We start from the raw sequence: 16,337 nt of genomic DNA on the forward strand, positions 1-16,337 counted from the left end.
TATTGACTCCTCGGGAGTGTTATTGCGCGGCCTGGATACGCCAGATTCCAAACGGTTGAGCTGGATCGAGACGCGTGTGCTGATACTTGCCATACCAGGTCCAGCGGTGCCCTGTCATCAGGTCTTCACCCGACGTAGCGGCGTCATCCGGCAGCCCCATTTCCCACAGCGGCAACTCGAAATCCGCTTCCTGTGCGTTGTACGGGTCAAGGTTGACGGCAACCAGAATGAAGTTGCTGCCATCCGCAGAGCGCTTGCCGAAATACAGGATGTTGTCATTCCACGCGTTATACAGCTTCAGCCCCAGGTGCGTTTGCAGCGCAGGGTTCTGCCGACGAATACGGTTGAGCTGAGCGATCTCGGCAATGATGTTGCCCGGCGCCGCGTAATCGCGAACCCGAATCTCATACTTCTCCGAGTCCAGATACTCTTCCTTGCCAGGGATTGGTGCCGCTTCGCACAGCTCGAACCCCGAATACATGCCCCACAGTCCGGAGCCCATAGTGGCCAGTGCCGCCCGGATCAGAAACCCAGGGCGACCGGACTCATGCAGGAAGCGCGGGTTGATATCGGGCGTGTTGACGAAGAAATTCGGGCGATAGCAATCACGCCACGGGACTTCATTGAGCTGAGTGAAATACTCAGAGAGTTCCGCCTTGGTGTTGCGCCAGGTGAAATAGGTGTAGCTCTGGCTGTAACCGACCTTGCCCAGGCGTGCCATCATTGCCGGCTTGGTAAAGGCTTCGGCCAGGAACATCACCTCAGGGTGCTGACTGCGAACTTCGCCGATCATCCACTGCCAGAACGGCAGCGGTTTGGTGTGCGGGTTGTCGACGCGGAAGATTTTCACCCCTTCGTTGACCCAGCCCAGAACGATGTCGCGCAACTCCGTCCACAGGCCGGGGATGGCGTCTGGTGCGTAGAAATCGACGTTGACGATGTCCTGATACTTTTTCGGCGGGTTTTCCGCATAACGGATCGTGCCGTCCGGACGCCACGAGAACCAGCCCGGATGCTGCTTGAGCCACGGGTGATCCTGGGAACACTGAATGGCGAAATCCAGCGCGATTTCCAGACCATGGTCGGCTGCAGCTTTCACGAGGTTACGGAAATCTTCACGGCTGCCCAGCTGTGGGTGAATGGCTTCATGGCCGCCATCCCCGCTGCCAATTGCATACGGGCTGCCCGGATCATCAGGTCCGGCGGTCAGGGAGTTGTTCGGCCCCTTGCGGTGGGCACGGCCGATAGGATGAATCGGCGGGAAATACAGCACGTCGAAGCCCATGTCGCGAATGATCGGCAGACGCGAATGGACGTCGTTGAATGTGCCGTGGCGCGCCGGATCGTCGGTCATCGAACGGGGAAACAGCTCGTACCAGCTGGCAAACTGTGCTAGCTCACGCTCGACATCAAGCGGGAACTCGACGCTGCGGCTCAGGAAGGCCTGATTGTCGGCCAGCTTCATCAGGCTGGCGGTTTCGCTGTGCAACAGTAGCGCTACTTTCTCGTCTTTATCGCCCTGTTCAAGCTGACCCAGCAGACTTTCGATCTGCTGGCGCTGTTCGTTCTGGCTGCGCTCGGCGGCGTGGACCAGATGAATGCGGCCCTCTTCCAGCTCCAGATCGACAGGAACGCCAGCGCCGAACTTCTTTTCCAGTTCATAGCGGTAGCTGCCGAACTGATCGATCCAGGCTTCGAGGCGAAACACATGACGGCTTACGGAGGTCGGGGTGAATTCACCAACCCAGCTGTCATTGCCCAGTTCGCGCATTGGCGCGCTGTGCCAGTGTTCTTCATCGGCAGCACGCCAGCGGATATTCACCGCCATTTTGTCGTGCCCATCGGCATAGACCTTGCTGGTCACGGTAACCGGTTGCCCGATGATCGCCTTGGCCGCAAACAGGCCACCGTCGATCACCGGCAACGTGTCTTCGATCACGATGCGGGGTAATTGCAGCGCCTGGGTCAGTGACAGCGGAAGGGTTGCTTGCGGGACATCGGTGGCCAGGGAATCCGGACCGTATGGCTGTTCATTCATCGAGCATCACTCCTCACGCCCCAGGGACGCTCCTGTGCATTCCATGCAATGGAAAAATTGACGGTATGGCAGCGTACGATCGCACTGTGCTGGCGACTCGTCTATTTCCGCTGCCTAGGTTCCGAGCGGTCAACGAGGGTAAAGTTCAAAGGTTTTGAGGATGTTTGGTGGTCGTGCGCAGAGATGAAGCAGCCAGCGAGCGGATCAACGAGGCGACTGTAGCGGGAAGCAAATCAATTGAATCATCGGCCCTGCCGGGCGGTCGTAAACAGGGTCGACAAGGAGGCTGCAACCATGACCCTACCCAATCCGGTAGAAGTACCCGATCCAAACATCGATGACCCCGCCCTGCCCGAGCCAATCCCCGAACAGGAGCCGCCGCCATCCACGCCACCACCCAATGAAACGCCAGTCGGCGACCCGCCTGCCAATGCGCCACCGGTTACGGTGTGACGAGTCAGTAAACGGGATCTGAAGGCGTCTGTCCGAGCATGGACGCCTTCAGCGCCCTCCCGCTACATCGATGAACGTTCCAGTCGTATACGACGCATTGTCCGACAGCAACCAGAGAATGGCCTCGGCCACTTCCTCCGCGTTACCGCCACGGCCCATGGGCAATGCACCCTCAAGCTTGCTGACGCGGAACGGATCGCCGCTCAGGGCGTGAAAGTCGGTGAAGATGAAACCCGGACGTACTGCGTTGACGCGCACGTTTTCCGCCGCGACCTCTTTGGAAAGTCCGATAGTGAAAGTGTCCAGTGCCCCTTTGGATGCCGCATAGTCGACGTACTCGCCTGCCGAGCCGAGGCGCGCCGCGAGCGAGGATACGTTGACGATGCTGCCGCCGTGCCCACCGTGTGCCGGCAACATGCGCAACAAGGCGTGTTTGCTGCACAGCATCGGGCCGACGACGTTGTTCATCATCATCTTCAACATGCGAAATTCCGACATGTCCTCGACTCTGGAAGCCTGCGCCAGGGTGCCCGCATTGTTGACCAGATGAGTGACTCGACCGAGTTCGGCGTCGACCCGGGCAAACAGCCGCATGATCTCATCTTCGTTGCTGACGTCGGCTTGCACGGTGATCGCTCTGGCGCCCATCGCCCTTACCTGGACTGCGGTCTTTTCGGCGGCGGCATGATCCGACAGGTAATTGATGCAGATCCGATAACCCTGTGAGGCGGCCAGACGCGCCGTGGCAGCGCCGATCCCGCGCGAACCACCGGTGATAATGAGGACTTTTTCCATGGAGTGTCTCGTGTTTTTTTAAAGGCCGACATCAGGATCCAGCCAACCCTCGCAGGTTAACCAGCCGGTTCAGATCGTGCCAGCCTTTACCGTCCAGCGCCATCTGTGCGTTTCAGAAATCGGATTGCCCGGTATCGGACTCATCCACCGCAGCTTTTGCCTCAGCAGCATGGATTTCTTCGAGAAACTGCTGGGCCGGCAACGGATAACCCAGCAGGAAGCCCTGCAGCGAGTGGCATCCCAAATGAGTCAGGAAACGCTGCTGAACGGCGGTTTCGACGCCCTCGGCGACTATCCGCAGATTCAGCGCCTGCCCTACCGCCACGATGGCCGAAACAATGGCAGCGTCGTCGGTGTCATGCTCCAGATCGCGGACGAAGCCTCGATCAATCTTGATTTCATTGGCAGGCAATCGCTTCAGGTACATCAGGCTGGAGTAACCGGTGCCAAAATCATCGATCGACAGGTCCACACCCATTTCCGAAAGCCTTCTCAACACCGCCAGGCTGGCATCCGCATCATGCATGGCAGTGGTTTCGGTGATTTCCAGGGTCAGGCAGTTGGCCGGTAACTGATGCCGCGCCAGTGTGTCCGCCACTGCCGTGACCAGCCCGGAATGACAGAACTGCAAGGCTGACAGGTTGACTGCAATGCGCCAGTGCGAGTAACCCTGCGCGTACCACTCACGCATTTGCCGACAGGCTTCATCCAGGACCCACTCGCCGATCTGAATGATCAGACCGGTTTTCTCTGCCATGGCGATGAACAGGTCGGGAGCGAGGATCCCCTGTTCCGGATGGTTCCAGCGCAACAACGCCTCTGCCCCTACGGGCAGTCCGGTCATGGCATCGAACTTGGGCTGGTAATAGATACAGAACTGTCGATGCTTGATCGCCTTGTGCAAATCCTGCGACATTTGCAGCTGATTGCGGGCGTTACTGTTCATCGACGCATCGAAAAAGCTGTAGCCGTTCTTGCCGGCAGCCTTGGTGTGGTACATAGCGGCGTCGGCATTGATCAGAAGCTCATGCTGGGTGCTGCCATTGCCCGGGTAGATGCAGATGCCGATGCTCAGTGAAATCTGCAACTGATGTTCACCAATGGTGAACGGGTTGCCGACTTCGTTGACCTGTCGTCTGGCAACGGCCAATGCATCCTCAGGGTGTTGAAGCTCCACCAGCAGGACGAACTCATCGCCGCCGACTCTTGCCAGCGTGTCACGCCGCTGCAGGCTGTTGCGAAGACGCAAGGCGACCTGCCGCAACAGCAGGTCGCCGGTGTGGTGGCCGAATGCATCGTTGACCGGTTTGAAGCCATCGAGGTCCATGAACATCAATGCAAAGCACCCACCCGTCTCATTGGCCCTCTTCATTGCCCGATCAATGCGCTCCGTCAACAACGCACGGTTTGGCAAACCGGTCAGGTTGTCATGCAGGGCCAAGTGGGTCAGTTCCAGATTGGCTTCAGTCAGGGAATCGGCCAGAACCGCGGTACGTGTTTCCAGGTGAGAATCGAGAATGCAGCTGAACAGCGCAATCCCCAGAATCGACAGGCTGGCGACCAGCACGAATCTGTCCAGCCCGTTGCTGCTCAGCCCCTGCGGCAGCGCCCCGCAAAAGCTGCCATCAGCAAAATTCGCAGCGGCCATACCGGTGTAATGCATGCCAATGACAGCCAGCCCGAGCAACAGCGCCGCCGAGGCGCGTAGCAGGTAGACCCTAGGGCGTCGCTGGCGAAGATGGAAGGCTATTCGCAGTGCTGCCGCGGACGCAGCGAAAGCGATCACCAACGAAAGTACCAACAGCCACGGCGTGTATTGAATCCCCGGCTGCATGCGCATGGCCGCCATGCCGGTGTAGTGCATGGCGCTGATGCCAAGCCCCAGCAACAACGACCCCAGGCTCAGTTGCAGTGCGGGCAATCGCGGCTGGGTGGCGAGCCACAGGGCGAACCCTGAAAAGCCGATGGCGATCAACAGCGAAAGCAGCACCAGTGGCACGTCATAGCCAAGGTTGATGGGCAATACGAACGCCAGCATACCGATGAAATGCGTTGACCAAGTACCGACGCCCATCGCGATCGCGCCTCCCGCGATCCATACGTGAACGGCACGGCCCCTTGCCGAGACGATGCGGCCAACCAGATCGAGGGCCGTGTACGCAGCAAGAATAGCGACGAGAATCGAGATTACGACGAGTGAAGGGATGTAACTGCCAATCAACATAAACGCACCTGGAAACCAATGAGCGCGTCCATGCCGATCTTGTGCGGGTGATTGTACGCATTCGCGGCAGAATGTCGCGGCACTTGGTCGCAAAGATGGCGAATAGCTATTATTTTTCCGGTTACTGCGAACAGTTCACTGAAAAAGTGTGTTTGAACCCGAAATATTTACTCCCGGAGCGTCAGGCCTGTCTCGGCATTCCAGCCCCCGCCCAGTGCGGCGATCAATTGAACGCTGGCAATCAAACGGCTTTGCAGCACGCTGAGCACACTGCGCTCGTTGCTCAATGCGGTGGCCTGGACATTGACGACGTCCAGATAACCGATCAACCCGGCCTTGTATTGATTGTTGGTCAGGCGCAGCGAGTCACGAGCCGAGACCAGCGCTTCCTGGCGTACCGCCGCTTCCTGCTCGTATACCTTGAGCTGAACCAGATAGTTTTCGACCTCCTGGAAGCCGTTCAGCACGGTCTGCCGGTACTGGGCGACAGTCTGGTCATACACCGCTTCGGTGCGATCGACCTCGGCCGAACGTTTTCCGCCGTCGAACAGGGTCAGCGCCAACTGCGGGCCCACCGACCAGAAGCGGTTGGGCAGGCTGATCCAGTTGGCAAAGGTACTGCTGCTGTAACCGCCGCTCATGCTCAGCGTGAAGTCCGGATAATAAGCCGCCTTGGCCACGCCGATGTTGGCATTGGCGCCCATTACCGAGCGCTCGGCTGCGGCGATGTCAGGGCGGCGCTCGAGTAACTGCGAAGGCAGGCCTGGCGGGATTTGCGGCAACTGCGGAATCGAAGTGGTGACGGGCAGATTGAAGTCTGCCGGCGCCATGCCCATCAGTACGGCGATGGCATTCTCGTATTGCGCCCGTTGCCAGGCCAGGTCAATCAGATCGGCCTGGGTACTTTTCAGTTGCGTCTGTGCCTGCGCAACAGCATCACTTCCGGAAATACCGGCGCGGTACTGGTTCTGCGTCAGGGTCAGGGAGCGCTGGTAGGCATCCACTGTGGACTCCAGCAGGCGTTTCTGTTCATCGATCACGCGCAATTGCAGGTAATTCTGCACCAGTTCCGATTGCAGGCTCAGGCGCATCGCCGCCAGGTCGGCAAGACTCGCCTGCGCATTGGCGGTGTCGGCTTCCAGCCCACGACGCAGCTTGCCCCAGACGTCGGCCTCCCAACTGACGCCCAACTGCGCGTTGTAACTGTTGCGAATCCCCGAAGCACTGGTGCCGGTGTTCGAGGTGCCAGTGCCCTGCCCCGAGCGCGTCTTGCCGGTCGTCAGGTCGAGGGTCGGCAGGAAGGCAGCCCTGGAGCTGCGCACCAGTGTCTGTGCCTGTCGATACTGCGCGTCGTACTGGGCGACTGTCTGGTTGGAGGTGTTGAGGCGCTCGACCAGAGCGTTCAACTGCGGGTCCTTGTACACCTCCCACCATGCACCTTTGGCCATCCCGTCACTTGGCATGGCCGCACGCCAGCCCTGCGCAGCCTTGAACTGCGCGGGCGCGGCCATCGACGGCTTCTGGTAATCCGGACCCACAGCGCAGGCGCTGAGCAGCACGACGCAAAGCCCCAGCGCGAATGGACGAATCAGCCCTGTCGGGCGGGAGGTAAATGCCAGGCGTTCGGTCATAGCGGAGTTTCCAGAGCAGCATCGGTGCGCACGCCACGCCATTTGTTGTAACGATGGCGCAGACGGTCGAGATAAAGGTAAACCACCGGGGTGGTATAGAGGGTCAGGACCTGGCTGAAGATCAGGCCACCAATGATGGTCAAACCCAGCGGCTTGCGCATTTCGGCACCTTCGGCGGTACTCAGCAGCAGCGGCAAGGCACCCAGGATGGCGGCCATCGTGGTCATCAGAATGGGCCGCAGGCGCTGCAGGCAGGCGCTGCGAATCGACTCTTGCGGCGTCATTCCCTGTTCGCGCTCCAGATGCAGGGCAAGGTCGATCATCATGATCGCGTTTTTCTTCACCACGCCAATCAGCAGGAACAGCCCCAACAGGGAGATCAGGCTGAATTCGCTGCCCAGCACATAGATCGTCAGCAATGCGCCAACGCCTGCGGACGGGAGCGTCGAGAGGATCGTCAGCGGATGAATGTAGCTCTCATAGAGGATACCCAGCACCAGGTACACCGCCAGCAACGCACCGAGGATCATCCACGGCTGACTCTTCTGCGTGGAAGCGAAGGCGTTGGCGGTCCCGGCCATCTTGGAAATGATGTCGGACGGCAGCCCGATGGCGGCAATCGCCCGTTCTATCGCCACGGTGGCCTTGTCGAGGCTGGCCCCTTCGGCCAGATCGAAGGATATGTTCTCGGCCGCGAACTGACCGTCATGCGATACCCGGTCATTGGCCAGGCTGCGCTCGTAATGGGCGATGCTCGATAGCGGTACACGCTGCCCGTCTGCGGTAATGACCTGAACCTGCTCCAGCGTCACCGGGTCCTGGGCGTATTTTGGATTGACCTCCATCACCACCTTGTACTGGTTGAGGCTGTCATAGATGGTCGATACCTGGCGCTGGCTGTAAGCGTTGTTGAGCACCGCCGTGACCATGTTCATATCGATACCCAGTCGCTTGGCCGTGTCACGGTTGACCACCAGTGTCACCTGTTGTGCCCCGCGCCCTTCCCGTGCGTCGATGGCGGTCAGCTCGGGCACCGACTTGAGCGCTGCAACAATCTTGGGGTACCACAGACGCAGACTGCCCAGATCAGCGCTCTGCACGATGTATTGATACTGTGAACTGGTCTGCTCGCGACCGCCGCCCAGTTGCAGGTCCTGATCCGGGGCCAGGAACAACCTGCCGCCCGGCACATGCGGCATGTTCTTGCGCAGGCGCTCGACCACTTTCTCGGCAGACAGCTTGCGCTCGGCAATCGGCTTGAGGCGCACGATCATGAAGGCGTTATTGGTGCCACCGCTGCCACCGATAAAACCGGCAACGCTTTCCACCGCAGGGTCAGCGAGAATCGACAGGCGGAAGGTCTCCATTTTCGGCTGCATGACCGAAAACGAAAGACCGTCGTCACCGCGAACAAAACCCATCAGTTGCCCGGTGTCCTGCTGCGGCAGAAAGGTCTTGGGCACCACCACATACAGCGCGATATTGACCACCACGGTAACCAGCAGGCTGAGCAGCGTCAGCCGTCGATGCCGCATCACCCAGCCCAGCGAGCGGTCGTAGCCTGCCACCATTCGATCGTTGACCCGCTCGCTCCAGCGCTGAAAGGCGTTTTCCCCATGGGCTTCGCGTGGCTTCAACCAACGCGCGCACAACATCGGCGTCAGGGTCAGGGACACAATCAGCGAGACGATGATCGCTACCGACAAGGTGATGGAAAACTCGCGAAACAGACTTTCGACCAGACCGCCCATGAACAGGATGGAAATGAACACCGCGACCAGCGAGACGTTCATCGACAGCAAGGTGAACCCCACCTCCTTGGCGCCCAGAAAAGCCGCTTTCATGGGGTCGAGGCCGTTGTGAATATGCCGGGATATGTTTTCCAGCACAACGATGGCATCGTCCACCACTAGACCGGTCGCGAGGATCAACGCCATCAGTGACAGGTTGTTCAGGGAGAAGCCGAACAGGTGCATGATCGCAAAGGTGCCGACCAGCGATACCGGAACCGCCAGGGTGGGGATCAGCGAGGCGCGAAAACTGCCGAGGAACAGGAACACCACCATCACCACCAGCACCACGGCAATCAGCAGGGTCATTTCGGCTTCGTGCAGCGTCGCCTTGATCACCGGCGAGCGGTCCATCGCGATATTGAGACTGACACTGGCCGGCAGCACCGCTCGCAGCGCCGGCAACTGCGCCTTGATCTGCGCCACGGTTTCAATGATGTTGGCGCCCGCCTGGCGATTGACGACCAGCAGCACGGCACGGTCATTGTTGTAGAACCCGCTGTTGTAACGGTCTTCCACGGCATCGCTGACTTTCGCCACGTCCTTCAGGCGCAAGGTCGCTCCGTCCTTGTAGCGAATGATCAGCGGCGCATAATCCTCGGCGGTTTCCAGCTGGTCGTTGGCCTGCACCTGCCAGTTATGCTGGTCGTCCTCCACAAAGCCCTTCGGCCGTCGTACGTTGGTGCCAGTGATGGCAGTGCGTACGTCGTCCAGCGATACACCGTACTGGGAGAGCATCTGCGGCTCCAGTTCGATACGCACAGCAGGCAGCGAGCTGCCGCCGATCTGCACTTCGCCGACCCCGGAAACCTGTGACAGGCTCTGTGACAGGATGGTGGACGCCAGGTCGTAAAGCTGGCCCTTTTCCAGCACCGTCGACGTCATCGACAAGACCATGATCGGCGCCTGGGACGGGTTGACCTTCTTGTAGGTCGGCATACTGCGCATACCGCTGGGCAGCAGATTGCGTGAGGCATTGATCGCCGCCTGCACTTCCCGCGCGGCGCCGTTGATGTCGCGATTCAGATCGAACTGCAGAATGATCCGCGTGGTGCCCTGGCTTGAATTGCTGGTCATGGTGTTGACACCGGCAATACTGCCCAGCGATCGCTCCAGCGGCGTTGCCACCGTGGACGCCATCACTTCCGGACTGGCACCGGCGAGGCTGGCCGAGACCACAATCACCGGGAAATCCATGTTCGGCAACGGTGCCACCGGCAACAAGCGAAAGCTCACCGCGCCCAGCAGCATGATCGCCAGGCTTAGCAGAACGGTCGCAACGGGGCGACTGATGAACGGCGCTGAGAGGTTCATGCGTCAGCCCGTTCCAGTCGGTCCGAGTCAGCCGGTTTGCGACTCCAGCGACGGCCAAGGCGGTCGAAATACAGGTAGATGACCGGCGTTGTGAACAGTGTCAGCACCTGACTGAGCAACAGTCCGCCAACCATCACCAGCCCCAGTGGTTGCCGCAATTCGGCGCCGGAGCCACTGGCGAGCATTAGCGGGATGGCGCCGAACAATGCGGCCAGGGTGGTCATGAGAATCGGCCGGAAGCGCAACAGTGCCGCGTCGTAGATCGCCTGCTCGGGCGCAACACCGCGGTTGCGCTCCGCGTCGAGCGCGAAGTCGATCATCATGATCGCGTTCTTCTTGACGATGCCGATCAATAGAATGATGCCGATGATCGCGATCATCCCCAGATCGTTGCCGCTGATCAGCAGAGCCAACAAGGCCCCCACTGCTGCCGACGGCAGGGTCGAGAGGATGGTGATCGGGTGAATGTAGCTCTCGTAGAGCACGCCCAGCACGATGTACATGGTGACCACCGCCGCCAGAATCAGCAGCAACGTGCTGGACAACGAAGCCTGAAACGCTTCGGCAGCGCCCTGGAACTGAGTCTGCACGCCGATCGGCATGCCGATCTCCTGCTCGACCTCCTCGATCACCTTCACCGCCTTGCCCAAGGCAATATCGGGCGCCAGGTTGAACGACATCATCACCGCCGGAAACTGCCCGAGGTGGGCGATGGCCAACTGTGCCTGGCGCTGCTCGACACTTGCCAGGCTGGATAGCTTCACCTGCGCGCCATCGGTGGTCTTGACGTGGATCTGCTCGAGCGCCGCCGGGCCAAGTTCACTGCCCGACGCAGCCTGCAGCACCACGCGGTACTGGCTGGCCTGCGTGTAGATGGTGGATATCTGGCGCTGACCGAATGCGTCGTACAGCGCATCGGTAATGTTCGCAACCGTGACCCCGACCCGGCTGGCCGCATCACGATCGATGTTCAGGTACACCTGCAAACCTTTATCCTGCAGGTCGCTGGCCACATCCGTCAGCTCGGGCCGCTTGCCGAGCGCGTCTACCAGTTTTTCGCTCCACAGCGTCAGCAGCTCGGCGTCGGGCGACGACATGCTGAATTGATACTGGGTGCGACTGACGCGGTCTTCAATGGTCAGGTCCTGCACCGGCTGCATGAACAGGCGGATATCCGACAGCTTGTCGACCTCGGGTTGCAGGCGCTGGATCACCTCGGACGCGGTCAGGTCGCGCGCTCCGTGAGGCTTGAGGTTGATCAACAGGCGCCCACTGTTGAGCGTGGCGTTGTCACCGTCGACACCGATGTAGGACGACAGACTGACCACTGCCGGGTCCTTGAGAATGATGTCGGCAAGTGCCTGCTGACGCTGGCTCATCGCTGCGAACGACACCGACTGCGGCGCTTCCGAAATACCCTGAATCACTCCGGTGTCCTGCACCGGAAAAAAGCCTTTGGGTACGACGATGTACAGCAACACAGTCAAGGCCAGGGTGGCCAGGGCAACCAGCAGGGTCAGTGGCTGATGCTTGAGCACCCAGCGCAGTCTGCCCGCGTAGATGTCGATCAGCCAGTCGATCCAGGCACCGCTGGCCCGGTAAAAACGGCTCTGCTCTTCTTCCCTGGGCTCGCGTTTGAGCAAGCGCGCGCACATCATCGGCGTCAGGGTCAGCGAGACCACCAGCGATATCAATATCGCGACCGCCAGGGTAATCGCGAACTCGCGGAACAGCCGCCCGACCACGTCGGCCATGAACAACAGCGGGATCAATACCGCAATCAGCGACAGGGTCAGGGAAATCAGGGTGAAACCGATCTGCTTCGCGCCCTTGAGTGCGGCCTGCAAGGGCGTCTCGCCCTCTTCGATGTGTCGGGAGATGTTTTCCAGCATGACGATGGCGTCATCGACGACGAAACCGGTCGCAATGGTCATGGCCATCAGCGTCAGGTTGTTGACCGAAAAACCGGCCAGGTACATCACGCCGAACGTGCCTACCAGCGACAGTGGGACGGCGATAGAGGGAATGATCGTCGCGCTGAAACGACGCAGGAACAGGAAGGTGACCAGCACCACCAGGACGATCGCGATCAGCAGTTCGTGCTGAACATCGGTCACCGACGCACGGATGGTCTGCGTACGGTCCGTCAGGACCACGACGTCGAGCCCTGCCGGAAGGTTTTCGGTGATCGACGGCAGCAACGCCTTGATCCGGTCGACCACCTCAATGACGTTGGCGCCCGGCTGACGCTGAATGTTGAGCAGCACCGCCTGGCTCCGATTGGCCCAGGCCGCGAGCCGCTCGTTTTCGGCACCATTGACGATTTCGGCCACATCCTTCAGGCGCAAGGGTGCGCCATCCTTGTAAGCCAGAATCAGGTTGGCGTACTCCTCCGGAGACTTCAGCTGATCGTTGGCATCCAGCATCGAAACCCGGGTCGGCCCGTCGAAATTGCCCTTCGGCTGGTTGACGTTGGAGGCGCTGATCAGGGTACGTACATCGGACAGGTTGAGACTGTTGGCGGCCAGCGCCTCCGGGTTGACCTTGATCCGTACCGCCTGCCGCTGCCCGCCGGCAATGCTGACCATGCCCACACCGCTGATCTGCGAGATCTTCTGCGCCATGCGCGTATCGACAAGATCATTGAGCTTGGGCAACAACATGGTTTTCGAGGTGATCGCCAGGGTCAGAACCGGTGTGTCGGCCGGGTTGACCTTGTTGTAGACCGGAGGCGCCGGCAGATCGGTCGGCAGCAGGTTGGTGGCCGCATTGATCGCCGCCTGCACCTGCTGCTCGGCGACATCCATATTGATTTCAAGGCTAAAGCGCAACGTAATGACCGACGCACCGCCCGAGCTGGTCGAGGCCATCTGGGTCAGGCCGGGCATCTGTCCGAATTGACGTTCCAGAGGCGCAGTCACGGAGCTGGTCATCACCTGCGGGCTGGCGCCCGGGTACAGGGTCATCACCCGGATGGTCGGATAGTCGACCTGGGGCAACGCCGAAACAGGCAGCAAGGTATAGGCGATCAGACCCGCCAGGACGATTGCCAACATACTCAGCGTGGTGGCAACCGGACGCAGGATGAACAGGCGTGACATGTTCATACGCTTGGTTTTTCCACCTTGCCGAGCGCCGCCGACTTGTCGGTCTTGCTGTCAGGCTTGCCTTGCAGCTTCTGAGCCGGGCCGGCCGGCACTTCCTTGCTGTCGTTGACGACTTCGACTTCGGCACCGTCGCGCAGGCGGTCGGTACCTTCGAGCACCACCCGCTCGCCGGCTGCCAGACCTTCGGTAATCACAGTGGATGTCTCGTCGCTCGGGCCGGTCTTCAGCAGCTTGAGTTTGACCTTCTTGTCACCGTCCAGCACATAGACAAAGGTCCCGTCGGTGCCGAACTGCACCGCCGCAGTCGGTACGAGCGTGACTTTTTTCAGCGTGTCGGCGCGCAGCCGTACATTGACGAACTGATTGGGGAACAGGACCTCGTCACTGTTATCGAAACGCGCCTTGAACTTCAGTGTGCCGGTCGCCACGTCGATCTGGTTGTCGAGGCTGGCCAGTACGCCGCTGGCCTGCATCTTCGTATCGCCACGGTCCCAGGCTTCAACGGGCAGCTTGTCGCCGGTTCGGTAGCGGGAAATGACTTTCGACAGGTCCTTTTCAGGCAGCGTGAACGCCACGGAAATAGGCTGGGTCTGGGTAATCACCACCAGTGCAGTGGTGTCGTTGGCGGCAACCAGATTGCCCACGTCCAGCTGTTTGAGGCCGACACGCCCGGCAATCGGGGCACGGATGCGAGTGAAGTCCAGGCTCAGTTTTGCGTCAGCCACAGCAGCCTGATTGGTCTTGATCGTGCCCTTGTATTGGTTGACCAGCGACTCGGCAGTGTCGAGGGTCTGCTTGGCGATGCTGTCCTCGGCAAACAAGCCTCGGTAACGCTGCACATCGAGCTGAGCATTCTTGAGCAGCGCCTGGTTAGTGGCCAGCGTACCTTCGGCCTGCTGCAACGCCACCTGATAGCTGCGCGGATCGATTTCAGCCAGCAGATCACCGGCCTTGACCATCTGCCCTTCCTGGAAATAAAGCTTGACCAGCTCCCCCGCCACGCGGCTGCGCACATTGATGGTGTTCATTGCCGTCACGGTGCCAAGCGCCTTGTAGTAGATCGGAAAATCACCTTCGGTAGCCGGGGCCACACGCACCGGGACCGCGACAGCCGATCCGCCGAAGCCGGGTCGTGCCATGCCGCTTGCAGCCGGCTTCTTGTTGCTCTCGGCCCCCTTGCCGGCAGTGGACGCAGGCCAGAACCACCAGCACAAGGCAACAATGACCAACAGGACCAACAAACTGATCAACCAGCGACGGGATTTACGGGAGCCAGACAATTGCATGAATAAATCAACCATTACAGGTGGGGTTTGTTCAGAAGGCTGAACAATAAGCACAGTTACGTTACAAGCAAAGCGGCTTTACCAAGCGCTTACTTTGGATAAACGTATGACGCACAAACAAAAAAAACGGCCTGAGCGGATTCAGGCCGTCGACAGGTTGCGGAAAGTTACTTCAGCACAGCCAATGCAGCGTCATAGTTGGGCTCGCTGCCAATCTCGGCAACCAGTTCGCTGTGCAGTACCTTATCGTTCTCGTCCAGAACGACCACGGCGCGTGCTGTCAGACCCGTGAGCGGGCCGTCTGCAATGGCAACACCATAATTTTGAGCAAAATCGGCGCTGCGGAACGAGGACAGGTTCTGAACATTTTCCAGACCTTCGGAGCCGCAGAACCGGGCCTGGGCAAACGGCAGGTCAGCCGAGATGCACAGAACAACGGCGTTGCTCAGGTCATTGGCCTGGGTGTTGAATTTACGTACCGAGGTGGCACAGGTCGGCGTATCGACGCTCGGGAAGATGTTCAATACCTTGCGCTTGCCGGCGAAGGACGCCAGGGTCTTATCGGCAAGACCTGCGCCAACCAGCGTGAAATCGTGTGCCTTGCTACCGACTTCAGGCAGGTTGCCACTGACCTGAACGGGGCTGCCTTTGAGGGTCACTTGAGCCATGAAACACGTTCCTTTTCAAAATGGATGAAAGAGCCGGAAGTTAAACACGAAAGTGTGCCGCGGCCTATATGGGATAATTCTGAATTTTTTCAGGAAACCAGTCTGTCCCTGATATCTGTGTGGGCACACAATTCCACCAGCCAATCAACGAATACCCTCACTCGTCGTGACAACTGTCGATGCGGGGGGTAAAGGGCCGTCAGTGGCAGTGGCGGCGGACGATGCAATCGCAGCACTTCCACCAGCACACCGCTGCGCAATTGCGCGGCGACATGGTAGCGCGGCACCTGAATCAGGCCGAATCCCGCTTCGCACGCCGCGACATAGCCATCGGCACTGTTGACAGCGATCGAGCAGGCCGAGGCGTGCTCAACGTCCATGCCATCGGCCATGAACTCCAGACCATAGCGCTTGCCGGTACTGGTCGAAAAATATTCGATTACCTGATGTTGCGCGAGCTCATTCAGGTTCCGTGGCGTGCCGTATTGCTCCAGGTATTCACGACTGGCGCAGGTGATCTGGGTCAGACTGCCCAGCGGCCTGGCAACCAGCGTTTCATCCAGTGCGGCGCCGGCACGCAGCACGCAGTCCACGCCTTCGCGGATCAGATCGACCGGCCTGTCGCTCATGCCGATTTCCAGGCGGATCTGCGGATAGCGCCGGCTGAATTCAGGCAACGCCGGGATGATGATCATGCGCCCCAGACTGACGGGCAGATCGACACGCAGCAACCCCTTGGGCTCGGCCCCCGTCGCCGAAAACGATGCTTCGGCATCGTCCAGATCGGCCAGCAGGCTGACGCAGCGCTGGTAATAGGCCTTGCCGTCAGGGGTGGCGCTGACCTGACGCGTCGTACGCTGCAAAAGCTGTACGCCCAGGTGCGCTTCCAGCTGCTTGATCAGGATCGTTACCGAAGCACGAGGCATGTGCAGACTCTCGGCCGCCCTGGCGAAACCGCCGAGTTCGACGATACGGGTGAACACGCGCATGGCGTTGAATCTATCCATGATGACCGGCAACCTGAAGGTAAA

10 protein-coding genes are annotated in these 16,337 nt (G+C 59.8%); 1 reads left to right on the forward strand and 9 read right to left on the reverse strand.

All coding sequences use genetic code 11. The features are described 5' to 3' along the window. Positions 1-19: 19 nt before the first annotated feature. A complete protein-coding gene (locus ACW55A_RS05080; RefSeq protein WP_003434101.1) occupies positions 20-2,038 on the reverse strand; it encodes an alpha-1,4-glucan--maltose-1-phosphate maltosyltransferase in 2,019 nt (672 codons plus the stop codon). Between the two features lie 294 nt (positions 2,039-2,332). On the opposite strand from ACW55A_RS05080, the gene ACW55A_RS05085 reads away from it, so the two are divergent. Beyond that, positions 2,333-2,491 carry a hypothetical protein gene (locus ACW55A_RS05085; RefSeq protein WP_072366551.1) on the forward strand — a complete coding sequence of 53 codons (159 nt, stop codon included), beginning with the start codon at positions 2,333-2,335 and terminating at the stop codon, positions 2,489-2,491. Between the two features lie 48 nt (positions 2,492-2,539). Here the strand turns inward: ACW55A_RS05085 and ACW55A_RS05090 are convergent, their stop codons facing one another. From ACW55A_RS05090 to ACW55A_RS05125, 8 genes are all read right to left on the reverse strand, one after another. After that, positions 2,540-3,286, reverse strand: a complete 747-nt coding sequence (locus ACW55A_RS05090; protein WP_003369452.1) for an SDR family oxidoreductase — start codon at positions 3,284-3,286, stop codon at positions 2,540-2,542. A gap of 112 nt (positions 3,287-3,398) precedes the next feature. After that, positions 3,399-5,510, reverse strand: a complete 2,112-nt coding sequence (locus ACW55A_RS05095) for a putative bifunctional diguanylate cyclase/phosphodiesterase (RefSeq protein WP_498810709.1) — start codon at positions 5,508-5,510, stop codon at positions 3,399-3,401. Positions 5,511-5,677: 167 nt separating this feature from the next. Further along, entirely contained in the window at positions 5,678-7,141 is a 1,464-nt protein-coding gene (locus ACW55A_RS05100; RefSeq protein ID WP_455808523.1) for an efflux transporter outer membrane subunit, read from the reverse strand. Then, positions 7,138-10,245 (reverse strand): efflux RND transporter permease subunit, encoded by a 3,108-nt coding sequence (locus tag ACW55A_RS05105; RefSeq protein WP_003369446.1) that lies wholly within the window; start codon positions 10,243-10,245, stop codon positions 7,138-7,140. Before ACW55A_RS05105 ends, ACW55A_RS05100 begins: the two co-directional genes overlap by 4 nt. Beyond that, positions 10,242-13,352, reverse strand: coding sequence for an MdtB/MuxB family multidrug efflux RND transporter permease subunit (locus ACW55A_RS05110; protein WP_498810708.1), 3,111 nt, complete (start codon positions 13,350-13,352; stop codon positions 10,242-10,244). The genes ACW55A_RS05105 and ACW55A_RS05110 overlap by 4 nt, the downstream gene beginning before the upstream one ends. Then, positions 13,349-14,638, reverse strand: a complete 1,290-nt coding sequence (locus ACW55A_RS05115) for an MdtA/MuxA family multidrug efflux RND transporter periplasmic adaptor subunit (RefSeq protein WP_499140257.1) — start codon at positions 14,636-14,638, stop codon at positions 13,349-13,351. The genes ACW55A_RS05110 and ACW55A_RS05115 overlap by 4 nt, the downstream gene beginning before the upstream one ends. Before the next feature lie 167 nt (positions 14,639-14,805). Continuing rightward, positions 14,806-15,306 (reverse strand): thiol peroxidase, encoded by a 501-nt coding sequence (tpx, locus tag ACW55A_RS05120; protein WP_003369437.1) that lies wholly within the window; start codon positions 15,304-15,306, stop codon positions 14,806-14,808. Between the two features lie 89 nt (positions 15,307-15,395). Then, positions 15,396-16,313 (reverse strand): LysR family transcriptional regulator, encoded by a 918-nt coding sequence (locus tag ACW55A_RS05125; protein ID WP_003434111.1) that lies wholly within the window; start codon positions 16,311-16,313, stop codon positions 15,396-15,398. Positions 16,314-16,337: the final 24 nt, after the last annotated feature.

The sequence above is a fragment of the Plantibacter cousiniae (nom. nud.) genome (assembly GCF_977070315.1).

What these genes read in the sequence shown, in the direction of transcription:
- ACW55A_RS05085 (WP_072366551.1), top strand. Translation starts at nt 2,333, where the DNA reads ATGACCCTACCCAATCCGGTAGAAGTACCCGATCCAAACATCGATGAC.
- ACW55A_RS05095 (WP_498810709.1), bottom strand. Translation starts at nt 5,510, where the DNA reads ATGTTGATTGGCAGTTACATCCCTTCACTCGTCGTAATCTCGATTCTC.
- tpx (WP_003369437.1), bottom strand. Translation starts at nt 15,306, where the DNA reads ATGGCTCAAGTGACCCTCAAAGGCAGCCCCGTTCAGGTCAGTGGCAAC.
- ACW55A_RS05090 (WP_003369452.1), bottom strand. Translation starts at nt 3,286, where the DNA reads ATGGAAAAAGTCCTCATTATCACCGGTGGTTCGCGCGGGATCGGCGCT.
- ACW55A_RS05115 (WP_499140257.1), bottom strand. Translation starts at nt 14,638, where the DNA reads ATGCAATTGTCTGGCTCCCGTAAATCCCGTCGCTGGTTGATCAGTTTG.
- ACW55A_RS05080 (WP_003434101.1), bottom strand. Translation starts at nt 2,038, where the DNA reads ATGAATGAACAGCCATACGGTCCGGATTCCCTGGCCACCGATGTCCCG.
- ACW55A_RS05100 (WP_455808523.1), bottom strand. Translation starts at nt 7,141, where the DNA reads ATGACCGAACGCCTGGCATTTACCTCCCGCCCGACAGGGCTGATTCGT.
- ACW55A_RS05125 (WP_003434111.1), bottom strand. Translation starts at nt 16,313, where the DNA reads ATGGATAGATTCAACGCCATGCGCGTGTTCACCCGTATCGTCGAACTC.
- ACW55A_RS05105 (WP_003369446.1), bottom strand. Translation starts at nt 10,245, where the DNA reads ATGAACCTCTCAGCGCCGTTCATCAGTCGCCCCGTTGCGACCGTTCTG.
- ACW55A_RS05110 (WP_498810708.1), bottom strand. Translation starts at nt 13,352, where the DNA reads ATGAACATGTCACGCCTGTTCATCCTGCGTCCGGTTGCCACCACGCTG.